Here is a 15,889-nt window from a genome sequence, read left to right as displayed (position 1 = left end):
GTATTAAAGAATTCCAACGATTGCCAGTAGCTGGATATGACTGAGTTTTAAATTGGTCTGTGCGGTTGCCAGGTTAAACTTTGCCTCCAGCAAGGCATTTTCTGCCTCCAAAAGATCTGTCAACAGTGACTCCTGATTGAGATAACTGTTTCTGATGACTCTGACTGCCTCGGTCGTTTTAGTGATATTTTTCTCCGCCGTTTCTACGCTTTCCAAAGCCTGTTGCTGTTGTAAAAACGCCTCTTTTACCTGAATGGAAATTGCATCCCTCTTAATATTGGCCATTTCTTTTGCCTGATCATTTACAACCTGAGCACGTGCAATGGAATGCCTGCTTTTATATAAATTATCGATCGAAAACTGCACCTTGATTCCTGTTTGCCCAAATCCCCATAAATCATTCGAGTAAGGATAAAATGAGAGCTGCGGATAGGTATAATTATAATTGGAATACAAGGAAACTTTAGGTAACAGGGCTGCCTTAATTTGCCTGATATTCATCTCGCTCAATCTAAGATCGCTGGCGACCATTTTATACTCGGGCGATTGGTTCAGTGCGATATCTACGTAATCAGCATAACCAGCACCTGCGTTGGAGTCCGTTTCAAAACCACTTCTATAAGTGATATTTAATTCCTCTTCATTATTTCGCCCCATTAATATATTCAGACGTTGTTTGGTGATGTCGATCTTCTTTTCAATATCTGAAAGGCTTAATTCCAACTGTGACAATTTCACCGAGGTTCTCAGCACATCACTCTTAAGCACAATACCGTTTCTGTGTAAGCTTTCGATGAGTAATAGCTGTTTTCTCTCCGCAGCAATTTCTGCAGCAAGAAAATCACGGAAGTTCAGCAACTTATATAGACCAAAATAGGCATCCGCAACATTGTATTTTACGCCGTGTTTTTGCCTATCAACTTCATATTGACGCCGAGTCTCTTCTTCCTGCTTCATCCTGACATTCCTTTTTTCCTTACCACCGTTAAAGAGGGTGAAATTCAAGTTGTAGCCTGCTCCGTAGCCATAGCCTTTTACAGGTACATCTTGTGGAGATGAGAATAATCCATTATCATAAATAAGAAATTTTGAATTGGCTTTTACATCTCCACCTATTGAAAGTTCCGGTAGCAGGCGATCTTTTGCTTCAAGGACTTCCAGCTTGCTTTGTTGAAGATTTAAATCTGATAGTTTTAGCTGACGGTTATTCGTTTCGGCGATCTTCCATATTTCTTCCAAACTAAATACCCGGGTAGTTTCTACATCCTGCGCATGGAGAGGTGCTGCGAATAGCAGCAGTATAACCCCCAAAATTGACATTGATTTGTATGGTTTCATGCACCTCTCTTTTTATTGATTGTACGTTCACTTTTACTTAAGAACCAGCCATTTACCATCTTTTTTAATTCATCAAAGACAAAGGTTAAATCCAAGACAGGCATAAAAGGATCAGAATAACCAGGCAAGTAAATATTTGGTGCATCAATTTCATCTGCTGAATGCAATACTGCATCATCAGAAGGCTTGTCTTGTTCCACAGGCTCAATGCCTTTATTCGGGTTGATGATTTTCTGTTTCATAATGACTCGCTATTATTATTTATGCAGCAAAATTATCCCCTCAGGAAACTTGTCCTTTTATATAATTAGCCTAATATTTGTTAATTTTGGCCATATGGATATTCTTAAGCAACTTATAAATAGTGTTGACCAAAATCCCAAATCAATCCTGGTCATGCGCCAGCAAACCGAACAGCGTTTGCCTTCACACCAACACGATAAGGCCCAGTTGTTATTGGTCTTTGGGGGAATTGCTTACCTGCAGACAGATGAAAAGGATTTCTATATTCCGTCCAATCACTATATCTGGATCCCAAAAAAATATCCCCACAACCTGATGTTTAATACGCAGGATCTATTTATCATCAACATCTATTTTCCAGGAAAAAGTATGGGCGGTTTTTACGACGAAATGGGAATTTATCCGGTGAGTAAACTTTTATCTGAAATGCTTTCTTTCACCGAAAAATGGCAGGGTGATTATCACAAAGGTTCATGGGAATTTGAGTTTTTAACAACACTGAGAAACCTGCTATCCAAAGAAAACCTTAAAAAGTTTTCGATCCAACTGCCCACTACTGACGATCAGCGGCTCCAGGCTATCGTTGGTCAGCTTCGAAGTCGACTCAATGAAAATCTTACCCTGGAAGAAACGGCCATGCAATCGGGAATGAGCGTGAGAAGTCTGACAAGATTATTTCAAACGAAACTTCACATCACCTTTGTTCAGTATGTAAAAATGTTGCGGATTATCCGGGCGATGGAACTGATGAAAGACACCGATCTGAACATGACCGAAATTGCCTATGAGATTGGATACTCCAATATATCGGCATTCAGCAATAATTTTCACCAATTGACAAACATGAGACCTACTGAATTTAAGGCAATTTCTTCATAATAGTCAAGGGGCCCATCAATACATCTGTCAGTAAAACAATGACTGACAAATGTACGATGTGCCCCATTTATTGACTGATAAACTCATAGCTCAGAGATGCCGAAATAAGCATCTGCTACTAAACCCAGCATGATAATTATGAATTTTTTTTGTTAGTTACCGCTAATTAATAATGAATTTTTTTTGTTCTGCTGTCAGGATAAGCTGGTCTGTCATCATCTTACTCACCTCGGAATCTGAAGCAGTTTTAAATAGTTCCGAGAACCTTGAGAGATCGGCTTCACTTTTGGGTATAAATGAGCGGGCGTTGTTCCTGGCATTCTCCTGAAACTTTTTTATTATTGGCTTCATTAGTTTATCATAGTTAACCAATGAAGTTGAAATGTCATTTGATGATTGTGAAAGAAAATGTGCTAGTGCCTTCGCTCCATATATCGACAGTGAGGCTCCCATACCCGACAATGCTGTCGGACAATAACCGGCGTCTCCCAATAAAACGACATTACCATTAAAAAGATCTGGTGCATGTACCATACCCATCTTGTCTACAAACGGTTGCCCACTCTCTGTTATTCCGTCAATTAATTGACGTACCTCTGCATTATAGGATTTGAAGTTGTCTTTCAGTATTTCTTTTATATTGGAATGTACCTTTGCCAATTCGTCAGTTGTATAAATATAACATTGAACGGCAACCTCATTGCTACTGATCGGATAAATAGATAGCATTTTATTAACGTCTAAGTAAATGCTTACTGTTCCTATATTATCTGAATGTTTTCCCATAAGTCTGCCGCCCATGTACAACAAGTTAAAGTCTTCCAGCTGGCTTTCGGGAAAGTACTTCGATCTTGTTAATGAACGCAGCCCTTCTGATACAATGACCATATCGGCGACCGCTGTTATACCATTGGAAAGTTTAACGTGCACCTTTCCACCATCTTGTTCCAGGTGGTCAATCGTGGTTTTAAATAAGATTTCCACTTTGTCTCTTATATCTTCGTATAGTACGTTATGCAATCCGCCGCGGGTAATTAAAATTGACTGGCTGGTATTTTTGTTAACTTCTTTATAACTTATATTACGAATCATACCCCCGTTTGCATCGAGCCAATGCATGAATTCAGATGGCGTTGATTCCGCTATCAAATGGTGCTTAAGTCCAATTTCATCCATTATTTCAACACCAAAGCTTTTGAGTGAGACCAAAAATCCTGATTTATTGAACTGCTTACTCTTATCTATTACAATGATCTCATGCCCCATGTTATGCAACAACTTTGCTGCTGTTAGTCCAGCAATACCACCTCCTGAAATAATAATCCTTTTTTTCATCTTCTTCCGGTTTGTTTTACACAAAAGTATTTATAGCTTCATGCATAAAATAGCCCGATAACGAGTAAAAATAGTCCACTTAAATGAAGCAGGAGAATCCCAAAGAACTGATGTTTAATCTTGCCTCCAGGATTGGTACACCGCTTAACATGAGCGCTGCAGCACTGGATAGCCTGGGTTTGCGTAACATTAAAGTGATAGATCTGTTGCCAGACATGTTAATCATGATCCGTTCCGTATTAGCAAAAGAGGATCTTAGTTTTGAACGCAATCCAATTACAATTATCAAAAATGGATTGATGATTTCATTTCAGAACGTCTTCGATGACAGACAAGCTGCAGCCAATAATGGTCTTCAGCCCGAACGCGCTCATGTGCGTATTACGCCATTACACCTGGGGAGTACTGTAAGGTTCTCTAAAGAAATGCAGTTAAGGCAAATCACGATTCTCATAGACATGAATTTTTTGAAACAATTTCTTGGTAAGGACGAATCAAGGTTCCATTATCTTTTTGACCTCGAACGAACTTTCTGGATCGAAGAATTTATGTCGCCCGAAATTGCAGCCCTGGTTGATGAAGTATTAAGCGTTAATGAAGCGATTTTGTTGCCGGATTTCTTTTATAAGCTCAACTGTATGGGGATGATTTATTATTTATTCAGAAATCTTTCCAGAAGAGAGGCTATTTCACATCAGCATATGAATGTGGTTGAGATCGATGGTATTTACAGGATCAGGAATGCAATGGCCAGCTCTTTAGACAAATCAATACCCATCGCTCATCTTGTAAAGTTAAGTGGGATGAATGAGCAAAAACTCCGTAAACTTTTTATGCAGGTATTTGGTAAAGGTCTTTCTGATTATCATCAGCATATTCGCATAATAGAGGCGGCCAGGCTCCTCAAAGAGGAAAATTTATCGGTTTCAGAAGCAGGTTACCGCCTTGGATTTACCAATCTTAGTTATTTTGGACGACTATTTGAAAAACATATGGGCATGAAGCCCAAGAAATGGAGTGGTAAAGTCGATCAACTACCCAAATAAAAATGCCCCCAAAAGTGTCTAACTTTTTGGGGGCATATCACAAGATGACAGGGGATTAAAGAAACAGATTTCAAAAGTATGTCAAATTCATCCTACAGTCGCATCAAATCGGAGCTTTTACCCATAAGGTAGGCCAATGCTTCTGTTAAAGCCTGCTCGGTATTTTTGGGGTTAAAACCTAACTCATGTCTTGACTTGGAAATATCAAAGTCCTGTTGTAGTCCGGAAAACATGGCAATATCTTTCATGGTGAGGACCGGCGCTTTCCCTCTTAGTTTTGCAGAAAATTCCATCAATCCGGCAATTGCATACAACATAAATTTAGGTACCGAACCGGGTACTTTGAGTTTCAGTTCGGGATAGAGTTTTTGAGCCAGTCTGGTGGTATCTGTGATGGTCATACATTTTTCGTTGGCAAGAATGTAGCGTTCTCCCGAACGCCCCCTTGTTGCCGCCAGGTAGCAGCCTTCAGCCACATCCTTTACATCAATCCAGTTCAACGTGATTTTGGTATCCATCGGAATTTGTTTATTCAAAATCAGTTTCAATACACCATAAGAGACATTGAGGGGAAGAAATGCTTCACTTCCAATCATGGCTCCCGGCATAACGGACACCAATTCTATTCCCAATTTTTTGGCCATTGTGAAAGCCAGTTTCTCACCATCATTTTTGGAATTGTAATACATATCCCTACGGTCAGGATTGTAGCCATTACTCTCTTTTGTGGGCAGCGTAGTATAATCTAACGCTGCAATGGAGCTGACATAGACTATTCTCTTTACACCTGCTTCCGCAGCAGCTTCTATCGTATTTCGCGTTCCCTCCATGTTCACATCATAGATTTCTTTTTTGGGATCCTTCGCCCATAATTTGAAAGAAGCTCCTACAGCATAAAATGTATTCACACCTTGCAGGGATCTTACAAAAGAGGCCTTGTCTGTAATGTCAGCCTGCACAACCTCGCAGTCCAAGCCATTGAAAGGCGTTTTGTTTTTAATGTTACGTACGGAAGCCCGTACAGGGATACCTTTTTTCAGTAGTAGTCTGACTAAATTATTTCCTAAATGTCCGTTGGCGCCGGATACCAGTGCTAATTTTTTTTGTTCCATATCCAATAATTTTAAATGACAAGGCAAAGGTCAACCTTGCGCATTCAAAACCACTTCACAAATGTTACTTAATGATCTGTTTGCGGATACGACTCAAACTTTTAGGGTTCATGCCAAGAAAAGAAGCAATGTATTGCATTGGAACATGCTGAAGAACTTCGGGATGTTCATTCATCAATTTCAGGTAGCGTTGTTCAGCACTAAGCGTAGCCAGCTCTTTGGAACGCCTTTCATTGTAGGATAATGATTGTTGAAACACCAACAAACTGAAGTCTTTAAAAGCCGGGCTTTGACTGATCAACAAATCGAGGTCAGGTTTTGTAATTCTTAATAATTCGCACGCCGTTATACATTCCAGATTCTCATCCGACTTGCTTTGACCCGCAAAATTGGAGTAGGAAGTAATGAAGCCGGGGGGACAATTGATGTGTGTTGTCACCTCTTCACCTTTGTCGTTGTAATGGAATAAACGTACGAAACCCGAAACTACAAAATACAGATAACAAGGAATCTTTCCTTCTTCCTCGATAACACGATTTTTAGGGTACAATACTGGTTCGAAGTATTGCACACACAAACCCTTTTCTACATCGGAAAGCGCTATGTTTTGTGTAATAAGACGAACAAGTTGGTCATGCATACTACAAAGATAAAAAAAATATGGTGCCGATATCACTACCAGGCACCATACCAAATACCGGAGACAATCAAAGCTTCTCAACAACACTTAATCCGGTAAAAACAGAAATTACAACTGAGTTATTCCGCCATCAACAGGAATATCGGCTCCTGTGGTAAAACTGCTGTCTGAAGAGGCCAGGAACAAGATTGCATTCGCTACTTCTTCTGCCTCCCCCATCCTGCCCATTGGCGTCATCTCGGAAAACGTCTTTCTCATGGCGTCGGAATTTTCCTTTGTCCCGAACTGCAGGTCAATAATAGGTGTCTCGATAGGCCCGGGGCTCACTGTGTTGACCCGAATTTTGCGTGGCATAAGGTCTACCGCCCATGTTCTCACATAGGATCTTTCAGCCGCTTTGGTGGCGGAGTAAGTCGGATAAATGGCGATACCTTTTTGATGCGCCCCTGACGAAACCACAACAATAGCCCCCCCGTCCACAAGAATAGGGAGCGCCTTTTGTACTGTGAAAAAAGACCCTTTTGCGTTCGTGTCAAATGTCTTGTCAAAGTGCGCTGGTGTTACTGCTGCGGTAGGAACTGCTTCAACAAATGCAGCATTGGCGACCACGATATCAAGACGCCCTTTTTCCTTTTTTATCACAGAATACAGATGGTCAAGGTCATCCAGGTTGGCGATGTCGCCTTGTACTGTTGTTACATTGCTACCAATCTCTTTCGCCGCCTTCTCCAGTTCCGCCAGACGCCGGCCTGTGATAAATACATAAGCGCCCTCGTCTACGAATTTTTTGGCTGTGGCCAAACCGATACCGCTGCTACCGCCAGTTATAACGGCAACTTTATTTGCTAGTTTCTTCATTGTCTTGTTTGAATAATTTGTCAATAGAAATACGATGAACTGTTCCGTGGTGCATGTTATATCTGTGCTGCACCGCCGTCAACAACCACCTCTGTACCTGTGATATAGCTGGAATCATCTGACGCCAGGAACAAGGCTGCTTTGGCAATTTCTTCGGGCTTACCCATTCTTGCCAGTGGCACTGATTTCGCAAGTCCGTCCAATACTTCCTGGGGAAAACCGGCAAATACATTGGTGTCTGTGTGTCCGGGTGCGACGACGTTTACCCTGATCTTACGAGCTTGCAGGTCTACAGTCCATGTTCTTGCCAGTGATCGGATGGCAGCCTTACTGGCACTGTAAACGCCCATTCCCGCAAAGCCTTTCACGCCCGCTATCGAACCAGTCATAATGATCGAACCACCATCTCTAAGCAAGGGAAGCGCTTTTTGAACGGTGAATATGGTTCCTTTAACGTTTACGTCGAAAGTTTTCTGATATACTTCTTCTGTAACGGTACCAATAGGAACACCAAAATCACCTATCCCCGCGCTAACATACAACACATCGATCCTTCCTTTCTCTTTGCCTACCGTATCCATCAGCCTGTCGAGGTCTTCCAGTTTTCCGGAATCCGCCTGAACACCGGTAACATTGTGTCCGATTGTTTTAACCGCTTCGTCGAGTTCTTTTTTCCTCCGGCCTGTAATAAAAACATATGCGCCTTCAGCAACAAACAGTTGCGCTGTTGCAAGCGCCAATCCGCTGGTAGCTCCCGTTATCACTGCTACCTTGTTTTCTAACTTTTTCATTCTAATTTTCTTTTTGATTAGTCGATAACACAAAGCTCTTCTAAACGGGCGCCATTAAAAATCAACTATCGGAAGAAATAAGGGTAAACTAGTTTAACTTGTTTGCAGGGGGCTGTAAATACAAAACCCGGATCTCTCCGGGCTTTATTGTCAATACGCGAAAAGGCAATGAAAAACCTATTCCCCTATTTTCCGGTTTCTTATCCGTGAGAGGAACTGGGTTGTCATTCCCAGGTAAGAGGCGATCACATACTGAGGGAAACGCTGTAGAAACTGCGGGTATTTCTTCTGCAATTCTTCATACCGTTCTTCAGCCGTCTTGCTGATACTCCATAGCATCCTTTTTTGGATAGCGGCAGCACCTCGTTGTGAATGTATGCGGAAGAACCGTTCAAATTTGGGCACCTGCTCATAAAGCGTTTGCTCGTTCTGGTAACTGATCTGTATAAGCGTTGAATGTTCCACCGCTTCTACGAAAAGCGTAGCGGGTTCCTGGTTAATATAACTGGTAAAATCTGAAATCCACCAATCGTCTATAGCCAGTGCAATCGTATATTCCTGTCCATCATTACCAACAAAATAACTACGCAATGCACCTGTACTGATATAGGTTCTGTACTGGCAAACGTATTCAGGTTGAACAACAAACTGTTTTTTTCTGACTTTATGGGTACGTAACAAAGAGGTAAAAAGCTGCTCTTCCTCTTTTGTCAAGGTGATGAATCGAGATACATTTTGTATAATAGCGCTAAATTCACTCATATTGTAAAGTTAGCAATTTTAACAAAACCCCTTCTATGAGGATTACTGGCTATCGCTCCAGGCCTTCAAAGATGCTTGTAGTTCTTCTTCCGTTTCCGGCAATTGAACTTTTAAACTATAAGTAACGCGTGCCTGAATGCGCTCAACAAAAGGTTTAAATAGTTCGTTATATCTTGCAAAAGCGGTTTGATGATCCTCATTGGCGTGCAGTTCCTTAGCGAGCAAGGTTGCTCCCTGCATAGCCAGGCTGGTACCCATACCTGTGAAAAAGCTCGGTGCGTAGGCGGCGTCACCTATCAGGCCTACACGGCCTTTTGTCCAAACCGGCATCTGGATCTGGCATGCTTCATCGAAATAAAGATCATCGGCGCCAAGCATCGAATCCAGTATCTCAGGGATTTTCCAATTGGTATTACCGCCAAAATATTGTCTTAGAATCTGCTTCGGTTGTTCGCGATCCCGGTAATTCCAATCCAGTTTAGGCGCCCGGAAAACAAGGATGGTGTTCACTCCATTCAGGAACTGATAAATCACCGCCTGTTTGCCCAGCTCGCGATACACTATACCTGTAGATTTTGGTCTGCCTGTTTGTATTTGATCTGTGCCGGCAAATGCGAAGTAAACACCCAAAAACTTCTTAAACGCTTCCTCAGGTCCGAAAGTAAGTTTTCTAACAATAGAATGGGTGCCGTCCGCTCCGAACACCAAATCATACGTTTTGCGTTCGCCTTTTTCGAAGCAGACTTCCACATGATCTTCATGCTCGACCAATGTGGATATACTATTATCAAAGACAATTTCAACCTCATCTTTGGGTATAGCCTCATAGATGATTTTTATCAGATCTCCACGGTGAATTTCAATATCACCCAGATATTCCGGCAAAGTATTTATTGCAAATGTAGCCAGCGTTTGATCCTCCGCCCCCACAATCTCATCGGTATGAACAAATTCACTGGCTTTGATCTGATCAAGTATGCCCATTTCCCGGGCAATATCCAATGCTTCCCCACGCACATCAATAGGTGAGCCGCTTGTTCTCAGATCCTTACCAAGTTCCACTACTGTCACCCGGTAACCAAATTTATTCAGCCAGTATGCCAAGGTTAATCCTGCAAAGCTGGCTCCGGATATCAGCACTTGTTTTTCCATCTCTTTGAATTTTTATTTTATTGTATGCATTGTTTATACCGCAAAACTAATTGTAGCTTTACAAGTAAAATATTCGATTAACTACTATTTTTGGTCGAAAAAATGAACGAACAAGGCAATAAATATATTGACAGCAGAATTTTTCAATTCACCAACAAGCTCGGTTTAGTTTTAGAAAGGGAGCTGGAACATTTTCAGGTCAACTTCTTTAAAGGATTTACATTCTTACCCGACATGGCCATGCACTTTGGGTCATTTTTCACCACAAGTGACTTCACCCGCGTAACCGGGAAGTCGCATATAACCGATGGTATCGGTTTTGTATTTCACAACATCTTTGAGGATAACGCGGACGATGAAACGGACGTGCGTAAAACGAACGCCACTACTGAACCGCCTTATGTGCGTATTTTTCCTTATGCTATCAGCCAAAAGATGCATTTTAAGAAAAACACCCGGGTAACACATGTTTCCATCAGCATCAGTGCTGAGTATTTGAAAAACTTTTTGAAGGAAGAGTCTGAACACTTTCTGTTCCTTTTTGATAGTGCTAATAATTTTTGGATAGAGGAACTGATGACCGATGATATTTTACGCACCGTAAACGACATCGTCAAAAAGGAAGAGCCAGGCACGATGAGTAGTTTTTACTACAAAATCAAGGCAATGGAACTGCTTTACCATCTTTTCAAGAGTTTGCGAAATCGCCAAAATGCTGTGGGTCAGAAATTGAACAAGAAGGAAATTGAAGCTGTTTACCTGGTACGGGACAAAATCATTTCATCATTGAGCCAGCCCAGCACCATAGCGGAATTAAAACTAATTGCGGGCATGAACGAGCTAAAACTCCGCCGCCTTTTTAAGCAGGTATTTGGCATGGGGATCTACGACTACTATCAACACTTACGCATGAAAGAGGCTGCACGACTTTTGCGTGAGGAAAAGCTAACGGTATCGGAAGCAGGCTATCAAATGGGATTCGAGAACCTGGGGCACTTTACGAAAGTATTTGAAAAGCACATCGGTAAGAAACCCAAAAAATATGTTCAATGTTTTAACGTTACAGGTACTCGCAGCAATGCGAAATGACGATAAAAGCGGCCCGACGCTGCTATGATGCGTGTTGTGGCATGAGTGTTAAAACCACTTTATAGCCCGTTTTTTTCTCCCAGCGTGCTATTAGCCATGCTGTGCGATTGCCCTTTCTGGATTCGACTATATACAATTGGCATACCTGTCAATATATTAAATATTTTCCATACATTTGCACCCTCAAAATCCCTAACCCAATGAGACAATTATTATTTCTGGTAGCAATCCTCTTTTTCTTTGCCTGTAAAAAAGACGAAACGACAACAACAACAACAGAGAGGCCTTTCGAAGACGATATCAAGATCCGTGTAGACACCGCCTCCGCATCTAAAATAAGCCTGCAACTCTTCAGCGCCGATGGCATTATCAGCATTACCGAGGGGTATACATTATCCCTGACATATAACAAAACCACAGGCACCGCATGGCAGGCGCCTAAAAATGTCCCCATCACTTATGGGAAGATCACGCTCTCGGATGGTATTGTAAAAGGCACTACCTATAGCATAAAGCTAACTGCCACCCACGGGGCTTCTTCCATAACGCTCGACGAAAAAACAGTTACTACATCATACCTCACATTTAAAGAAGCCCCGCTAACCGCAGAAGATTCTATTTCTCTGACAGACCACAATTTTGTTTACTCACTAGAAGGTGCCACGCATAAGGTCTTTGGAACAGGATTTTCAAAAGAAAACATTGCCGGCCAGCTGGTAGCATCCTCCGATACCTCTAAGAAAGTCGATGTAACGATCAAGATCATTAGCGATAGTTTGCTCACCTTTCAGATCCCAAATGTATTATCACATAATCCGTTTGAATACCAGCAGCAATTCTATCTGAAATTGAACAATCAGTATGTCGAATACGATGACGCCGATCCTGCCAGAAACGATATAATGACCTACAATGTAGTCAATACCGACGTCCACATTGACAGCCTCCATTATTATCCAAATACTACCGGAGGCTGTGGTTTCATCATTGCCGATGGCCGTTTCGGTGTTGCTCACAGCAATACCTACGCCGACTATATTTATGGTGTTTCTGTCAAAGTAGTAACCACCCACTTGAGTATCAGCACTGCAGCAGGTGTGATCGTAGGCTCCTATGATATAGACCTCGACAACAATTCAAACGAATGTGGCGGCACAGGCACCAGTTGGAAACGGAGCCACTGGGATGCTGTTTTCCAGTTAGGTGTGAACCTAAACCTGTCTCCCGGAACATATACCGTAACGGCATACAACGTCTTAGTAGATAATAGCCGAAAAATCTCCAACCAGGTCACAATTACAATAAAATAAAAACAAGCGGGGCGTCTACGAACAAGGCGCCCCTCCTGTCTTCTACAGTATCAGATAACCCCGGACCACCAATCCCAATTCCACCTGCCAATGTTATATACCTGTATTCTTTGCATGCAACTTATTCCTATGTTGCAAGCCTGTTAATATCTCGAAGCCGGCTTTCCTGTCTGCGTCGCGCCAAACAGCTTCATTCTTGCCTGCTCATAATCCTGGAATAACTGATAATCCTCCACAGAAGGCAATATCACTGTCTCTCCCTTAGCAACCCCACTCAATATGGCATCTACACAATTGTCAATCGTCATCATCAGCGCCGGATCAAAAGATGATATGGACACCCCGGCTTTTTCATAGATCTCCGTTGCCACCCCTGCGGGTGCTGCCAATATGATCTTTACGTTGGTACCTTTGAATTCCTCCTGTAAGCCTTGTGAGAACTTGTCTAAAAATGCTTTGGTACCACTGTATACACTCGTAAAAGCGAGTGAATTAAAACCTATTGCTGACCCAATATTAATGATGGTCCCCTGGTTGCGTTGTTTGAATCCTTGCGCTACTGCATGGGATAATTGTACGGGTGCAACGAGGTTCAGGTTGATCTGCTCCAGTTGTTTTGCCAATGAACCCTCTGTAAAAGTGGATAAAACTGATGTACCTGCGTTATTGATCAGCATAGAAATAGAAGTATCCGTAGTGAGTACATTCGCTACCCTCTCTACATCTGCGGTATTAGTCAGATCCGCTATGATGATCTTCACATCCCCCTTTAATTGTGCTGCCAGTTGTTCCAGTTCAGCCTGACGCCTTGCCACCAGAATGAGATTGTACCCCTGTTCTGCCAGGCGTATTGCAAATGTCTTTCCTAATCCTGAAGATGCGCCTGTTATTACCGCTGTTTGCATAGTATTAATTATTTTGATGTGACAAAGGTAAATTGAGTAACTTCACAAAAGATACTTGTTTCCTAAAGGGAACTTGTTCCCTCGAGGAAACCAAACCTACTTATTATGGACGATGTAAATTGCAGCGAACGCCACACCCTCTCGCAATGCACCAGGGAACTGAAAGCCATCCAGGACACCATGGATGTGCTCAATGGTAAATGGAAGATCAGTATCATCAGTGACCTGAGATTTGGTAAGAAACGCTTTTCTGACCTCAAGCGCGAGGTCGTAGGCATCGGCTCCAAAATGCTCTCCAAGGAGCTACAGGAACTGGAAATTAACGGCCTTATCAGGAGAAATGTCATCAGCGGCCGTCCCGTAATCATTGAATACGAGATCACCGATTATGGAGAAACCCTAAACCCTATTATTGACGAATTATCCAAATGGGGAAAGCTACACCGACACAAGATCCTCGGTACATAAAAACAACTATCATGTATGAATCTGGTCATCAGATGCCTGATTTCTCCGCGTAGGAAATAATTCTCATTGGTTAGATAGTATCAATCTGCCATTAACAAAAACGCCTCGTAAAATAATATTTACGAGGCGTTTTTGTTAATGAGTATTTTATGCTGAACCCAATGGATATCATTGAAGAGGGAGTGTTCATCTTTTATTTCCCACTACTCAGTAAGAAACATGACTGTTGATCGCAGATGAAAAAGACTATTGAATTAATTTGTCAGATTAAAAAATGTTTCTACCTTTAGTGTACAACATATCTACTACACTATGATACTTCTCGATAAGTTTTGCTTTGGGTACAAAGCAAACAGCTTGTTATACCAGAACCTACAGCTTTCCCTTGAAAGAGGGAGGATCTATGGATTACTCGGAAAAAACGGAGCAGGCAAGTCAACACTGCTGAAAAACCTGATAGGACTGCTTTATCCTACATCTGGTACTGTTTCTGTGAATGGGTTTAATCCTTCCGGCCGCCAGCCATCCTTTTTAAGGACTATCTACTTTATTCCGGAAGAAGTATATGTACCTGCATTGACAATTAACAATTATGTAAAAATTTTCGCCCCATTCTATCCTGCTTTTGACCGCACAATGCTCAATACATACCTTGAAAAGCTGGATATACAAACTGATAAGAAACTAAATACACTATCCTTCGGGCAGCAAAAGAAATTCATTATTGCCTTTGCACTGGCCTGTAATACAAGTGTATTGATTATGGACGAACCCACGAATGGCCTCGATATCCCTTCCAAGAAAAGGTTTCGGAAACTAATATCTTCTTCCATGCATGATGACAGGATCATTTTTATATCTACTCATCAAACACGTGATCTTGAAAATCTTATCGATCAGGTTGTTATTGTAGATAATGGCGAGTTGGTGCTGAATGCGCCGGTAGAGGTTATTGGCCAAAAACTGTCATTTAAAATAGTGGAAGAAAATTATAACGAGCAACCGGTCTTTTATGAAGAAGAATTATTGAAGGGACGCGCTGTTATTATAGAAAATACCAATGGTCTGGAAAGCCAGATCAATCTTGAACAACTCTTTAATGCAGCAACAGAAAACCCTGTAATGGTAAAAGCTGTTTTTAATAAATAACACATTTCGATCTTATGAATGACATACTTAGCTTAAGCCGTTTTGGATGGCTTATACGGAAAATTTTCATTGAAAAAACCGCATCGGTTTTCGGATCCATGCTATTGTGCTTCATTGTCACTTTGGTATTCTATGGTATGGTGATGCTTTTGCAGGGAATAGCTGAAGCACAAAATGATGCCTTCCTGGTTGGGCTTACTTTGGGGGGAGCGCTGATGGCATCTGTTGTATTTGGCTATTTCAGTAATGACGCAACAGGTGTCTCTTTCCTCACCTTACCAGCTTCCGTGTTAGAAAAATGGTTATCTGGCATCCTGATTATTGGGCTTTATTTCTTTCTTTTCCTTGTATATTTTCGTCTGATAGATTTAGCATTTGTTGCACAATATCATCACAATTTAAATACTCATTCTCCTTATTACAAAGAACAATACGAACTGGTAAACATCTTACGCTTTACAGATTCTACAGCCGCTCAAAACTTTACGATGTTTTTTAATTTTACAGGCATCATGATGCTGGGTGCCTTGTTCTTCAATAAAGCGGCTTTTATTAAAACTGCCCTGGTGATCTGTTCAATTTTAGTCGCAGGCTTTTTACTGAATCTGTTCATTATAAACTTACTTATTAAGAATGTGCAAACCGCATTCCCCTTTTCTATAGTATGGTTATGGGTAGGAAAAGAACGTGCCCGGCTGGACCTTTCTTCTGAAAATGCAGATATAGTAAAAATCGCTTTTCGATTTGTACTTCCTGCTATACTTTGGGTACTTTCTTTACTCAGATTAAAAGAAAAAGAATTTTAAAACATT

17 protein-coding genes are annotated in these 15,889 nt (G+C 41.5%); 7 read left to right on the top strand and 10 right to left on the bottom strand.

All coding sequences use genetic code 11. From position 1 onward, the window contains the following. Positions 1 to 3: 3 nt before the first annotated feature. Positions 4 to 1,338 carry a TolC family protein gene (locus CLV42_RS19000; RefSeq protein WP_106603503.1) on the bottom strand — a complete coding sequence of 445 codons (1,335 nt, stop codon included), beginning with the start codon at positions 1,336 to 1,338 and terminating at the stop codon, positions 4 to 6. Continuing rightward, complete coding sequence (locus tag CLV42_RS18995; RefSeq protein ID WP_106603502.1) at positions 1,335 to 1,580, bottom strand: hypothetical protein; 246 nt, start codon at positions 1,578 to 1,580, stop codon at positions 1,335 to 1,337. The genes CLV42_RS19000 and CLV42_RS18995 overlap by 4 nt, the downstream gene beginning before the upstream one ends. Positions 1,581 to 1,674: 94 nt before the next feature. Here CLV42_RS18995 and CLV42_RS18990 point away from each other — a divergent pair, with 94 nt between their 5' ends. Then, on the top strand, positions 1,675 to 2,460 hold the full coding sequence (locus CLV42_RS18990; protein ID WP_106603501.1) for an AraC family transcriptional regulator: 786 nt from the start codon (positions 1,675 to 1,677) through the stop codon (positions 2,458 to 2,460). 162 nt (positions 2,461 to 2,622) lie between these two features. Here the strand turns inward: CLV42_RS18990 and CLV42_RS18985 are convergent, their stop codons facing one another. After that, positions 2,623 to 3,795: an FAD-dependent monooxygenase gene (locus CLV42_RS18985; RefSeq protein ID WP_106603500.1), complete on the bottom strand. Its 1,173-nt coding sequence runs from the start codon at positions 3,793 to 3,795 to the stop codon at positions 2,623 to 2,625. Positions 3,796 to 3,878: 83 nt separating this feature from the next. Here CLV42_RS18985 and CLV42_RS18980 point away from each other — a divergent pair, with 83 nt between their 5' ends. After that, positions 3,879 to 4,841: a helix-turn-helix domain-containing protein gene (locus CLV42_RS18980; protein ID WP_106603499.1), complete on the top strand. Its 963-nt coding sequence runs from the start codon at positions 3,879 to 3,881 to the stop codon at positions 4,839 to 4,841. Positions 4,842 to 4,933: 92 nt separating this feature from the next. Here the strand turns inward: CLV42_RS18980 and CLV42_RS18975 are convergent, their stop codons facing one another. The 6 genes from CLV42_RS18975 to CLV42_RS18950 form a co-directional block, all read right to left on the bottom strand. Next, entirely contained in the window at positions 4,934 to 5,953 is a 1,020-nt protein-coding gene (locus CLV42_RS18975) for an NAD-dependent epimerase/dehydratase family protein (protein WP_106603498.1), read from the bottom strand. 64 nt (positions 5,954 to 6,017) lie between these two features. Continuing rightward, on the bottom strand, positions 6,018 to 6,593 hold the full coding sequence (locus CLV42_RS18970; protein WP_106603497.1) for a Crp/Fnr family transcriptional regulator: 576 nt from the start codon (positions 6,591 to 6,593) through the stop codon (positions 6,018 to 6,020). Between the two features lie 108 nt (positions 6,594 to 6,701). Continuing rightward, positions 6,702 to 7,451, bottom strand: coding sequence for an SDR family NAD(P)-dependent oxidoreductase (locus tag CLV42_RS18965; protein ID WP_106603496.1), 750 nt, complete (start codon positions 7,449 to 7,451; stop codon positions 6,702 to 6,704). Between the two features lie 56 nt (positions 7,452 to 7,507). Further along, positions 7,508 to 8,242, bottom strand: coding sequence for an SDR family NAD(P)-dependent oxidoreductase (locus CLV42_RS18960; protein ID WP_106603495.1), 735 nt, complete (start codon positions 8,240 to 8,242; stop codon positions 7,508 to 7,510). Between the two features lie 177 nt (positions 8,243 to 8,419). Continuing rightward, positions 8,420 to 9,004, bottom strand: coding sequence for a Crp/Fnr family transcriptional regulator (locus tag CLV42_RS18955; RefSeq protein ID WP_106603494.1), 585 nt, complete (start codon positions 9,002 to 9,004; stop codon positions 8,420 to 8,422). A 42-nt stretch (positions 9,005 to 9,046) separates the two neighbouring features. Continuing rightward, on the bottom strand, positions 9,047 to 10,156 hold the full coding sequence (locus CLV42_RS18950; protein WP_106603493.1) for an FAD-dependent monooxygenase: 1,110 nt from the start codon (positions 10,154 to 10,156) through the stop codon (positions 9,047 to 9,049). A gap of 90 nt (positions 10,157 to 10,246) precedes the next feature. Between CLV42_RS18950 and CLV42_RS18945 the strand changes: the two genes are divergently transcribed. After that, positions 10,247 to 11,245 (top strand): helix-turn-helix domain-containing protein, encoded by a 999-nt coding sequence (locus CLV42_RS18945; RefSeq protein ID WP_245901691.1) that lies wholly within the window; start codon positions 10,247 to 10,249, stop codon positions 11,243 to 11,245. 200 nt (positions 11,246 to 11,445) lie between these two features. After that, entirely contained in the window at positions 11,446 to 12,555 is a 1,110-nt protein-coding gene (locus CLV42_RS18940) for a hypothetical protein (protein ID WP_106603492.1), read from the top strand. Between the two features lie 143 nt (positions 12,556 to 12,698). On the opposite strand, the gene CLV42_RS18935 is transcribed toward CLV42_RS18940, so the two are convergent. Then, positions 12,699 to 13,460: an SDR family NAD(P)-dependent oxidoreductase gene (locus CLV42_RS18935; RefSeq protein ID WP_106603491.1), complete on the bottom strand. Its 762-nt coding sequence runs from the start codon at positions 13,458 to 13,460 to the stop codon at positions 12,699 to 12,701. A 105-nt stretch (positions 13,461 to 13,565) separates the two neighbouring features. Between CLV42_RS18935 and CLV42_RS18930 the strand changes: the two genes are divergently transcribed. The 3 genes from CLV42_RS18930 to CLV42_RS18920 all read left to right on the top strand — a co-directional run bounded on the left by CLV42_RS18930 (position 13,566) and on the right by CLV42_RS18920 (position 15,883). Beyond that, positions 13,566 to 13,928, top strand: a complete 363-nt coding sequence (locus CLV42_RS18930; protein ID WP_106603490.1) for a winged helix-turn-helix transcriptional regulator — start codon at positions 13,566 to 13,568, stop codon at positions 13,926 to 13,928. 312 nt (positions 13,929 to 14,240) lie between these two features. Then, positions 14,241 to 15,077, top strand: coding sequence for an ABC transporter ATP-binding protein (locus CLV42_RS18925; RefSeq protein ID WP_106603489.1), 837 nt, complete (start codon positions 14,241 to 14,243; stop codon positions 15,075 to 15,077). A gap of 14 nt (positions 15,078 to 15,091) precedes the next feature. After that, the gene (locus CLV42_RS18920) at positions 15,092 to 15,883 is read left to right on the top strand and encodes a hypothetical protein (RefSeq protein ID WP_106603488.1); all 792 of its coding nucleotides are present in this window, start codon (positions 15,092 to 15,094) and stop codon (positions 15,881 to 15,883) included. Positions 15,884 to 15,889: the final 6 nt, after the last annotated feature.

The sequence above is a fragment of the Chitinophaga ginsengisoli genome (genome assembly GCF_003014595.1).
Lineage (GTDB): Bacteria > Bacteroidota > Bacteroidia > Chitinophagales > Chitinophagaceae > Chitinophaga > Chitinophaga ginsengisoli.
Note: the sequence above shows the minus strand (reverse complement) of the source record. Positions and strands in the feature narration are given on the sequence as shown.

Bases quoted from the DNA above. Each gene is read 5' to 3' on its own strand.
- CLV42_RS18970 (WP_106603497.1), bottom strand. From the start codon at position 6,593: ATGCATGACCAACTTGTTCGTCTTATTACACAAAACATAGCGCTTTCC.
- CLV42_RS18925 (WP_106603489.1), top strand. From the start codon at position 14,241: ATGATACTTCTCGATAAGTTTTGCTTTGGGTACAAAGCAAACAGCTTG.
- CLV42_RS18950 (WP_106603493.1), bottom strand. From the start codon at position 10,156: ATGGAAAAACAAGTGCTGATATCCGGAGCCAGCTTTGCAGGATTAACC.
- CLV42_RS18940 (WP_106603492.1), top strand. From the start codon at position 11,446: ATGAGACAATTATTATTTCTGGTAGCAATCCTCTTTTTCTTTGCCTGT.
- CLV42_RS18975 (WP_106603498.1), bottom strand. From the start codon at position 5,953: ATGGAACAAAAAAAATTAGCACTGGTATCCGGCGCCAACGGACATTTA.
- CLV42_RS18930 (WP_106603490.1), top strand. From the start codon at position 13,566: ATGGACGATGTAAATTGCAGCGAACGCCACACCCTCTCGCAATGCACC.
- CLV42_RS19000 (WP_106603503.1), bottom strand. From the start codon at position 1,338: ATGAAACCATACAAATCAATGTCAATTTTGGGGGTTATACTGCTGCTA.
- CLV42_RS18965 (WP_106603496.1), bottom strand. From the start codon at position 7,451: ATGAAGAAACTAGCAAATAAAGTTGCCGTTATAACTGGCGGTAGCAGC.
- CLV42_RS18960 (WP_106603495.1), bottom strand. From the start codon at position 8,242: ATGAAAAAGTTAGAAAACAAGGTAGCAGTGATAACGGGAGCTACCAGC.
- CLV42_RS18935 (WP_106603491.1), bottom strand. From the start codon at position 13,460: ATGCAAACAGCGGTAATAACAGGCGCATCTTCAGGATTAGGAAAGACA.
- CLV42_RS18985 (WP_106603500.1), bottom strand. From the start codon at position 3,795: ATGAAAAAAAGGATTATTATTTCAGGAGGTGGTATTGCTGGACTAACA.
- CLV42_RS18920 (WP_106603488.1), top strand. From the start codon at position 15,092: ATGAATGACATACTTAGCTTAAGCCGTTTTGGATGGCTTATACGGAAA.
- CLV42_RS18955 (WP_106603494.1), bottom strand. From the start codon at position 9,004: ATGAGTGAATTTAGCGCTATTATACAAAATGTATCTCGATTCATCACC.
- CLV42_RS18995 (WP_106603502.1), bottom strand. From the start codon at position 1,580: ATGAAACAGAAAATCATCAACCCGAATAAAGGCATTGAGCCTGTGGAA.
- CLV42_RS18980 (WP_106603499.1), top strand. From the start codon at position 3,879: ATGAAGCAGGAGAATCCCAAAGAACTGATGTTTAATCTTGCCTCCAGG.
- CLV42_RS18990 (WP_106603501.1), top strand. From the start codon at position 1,675: ATGGATATTCTTAAGCAACTTATAAATAGTGTTGACCAAAATCCCAAA.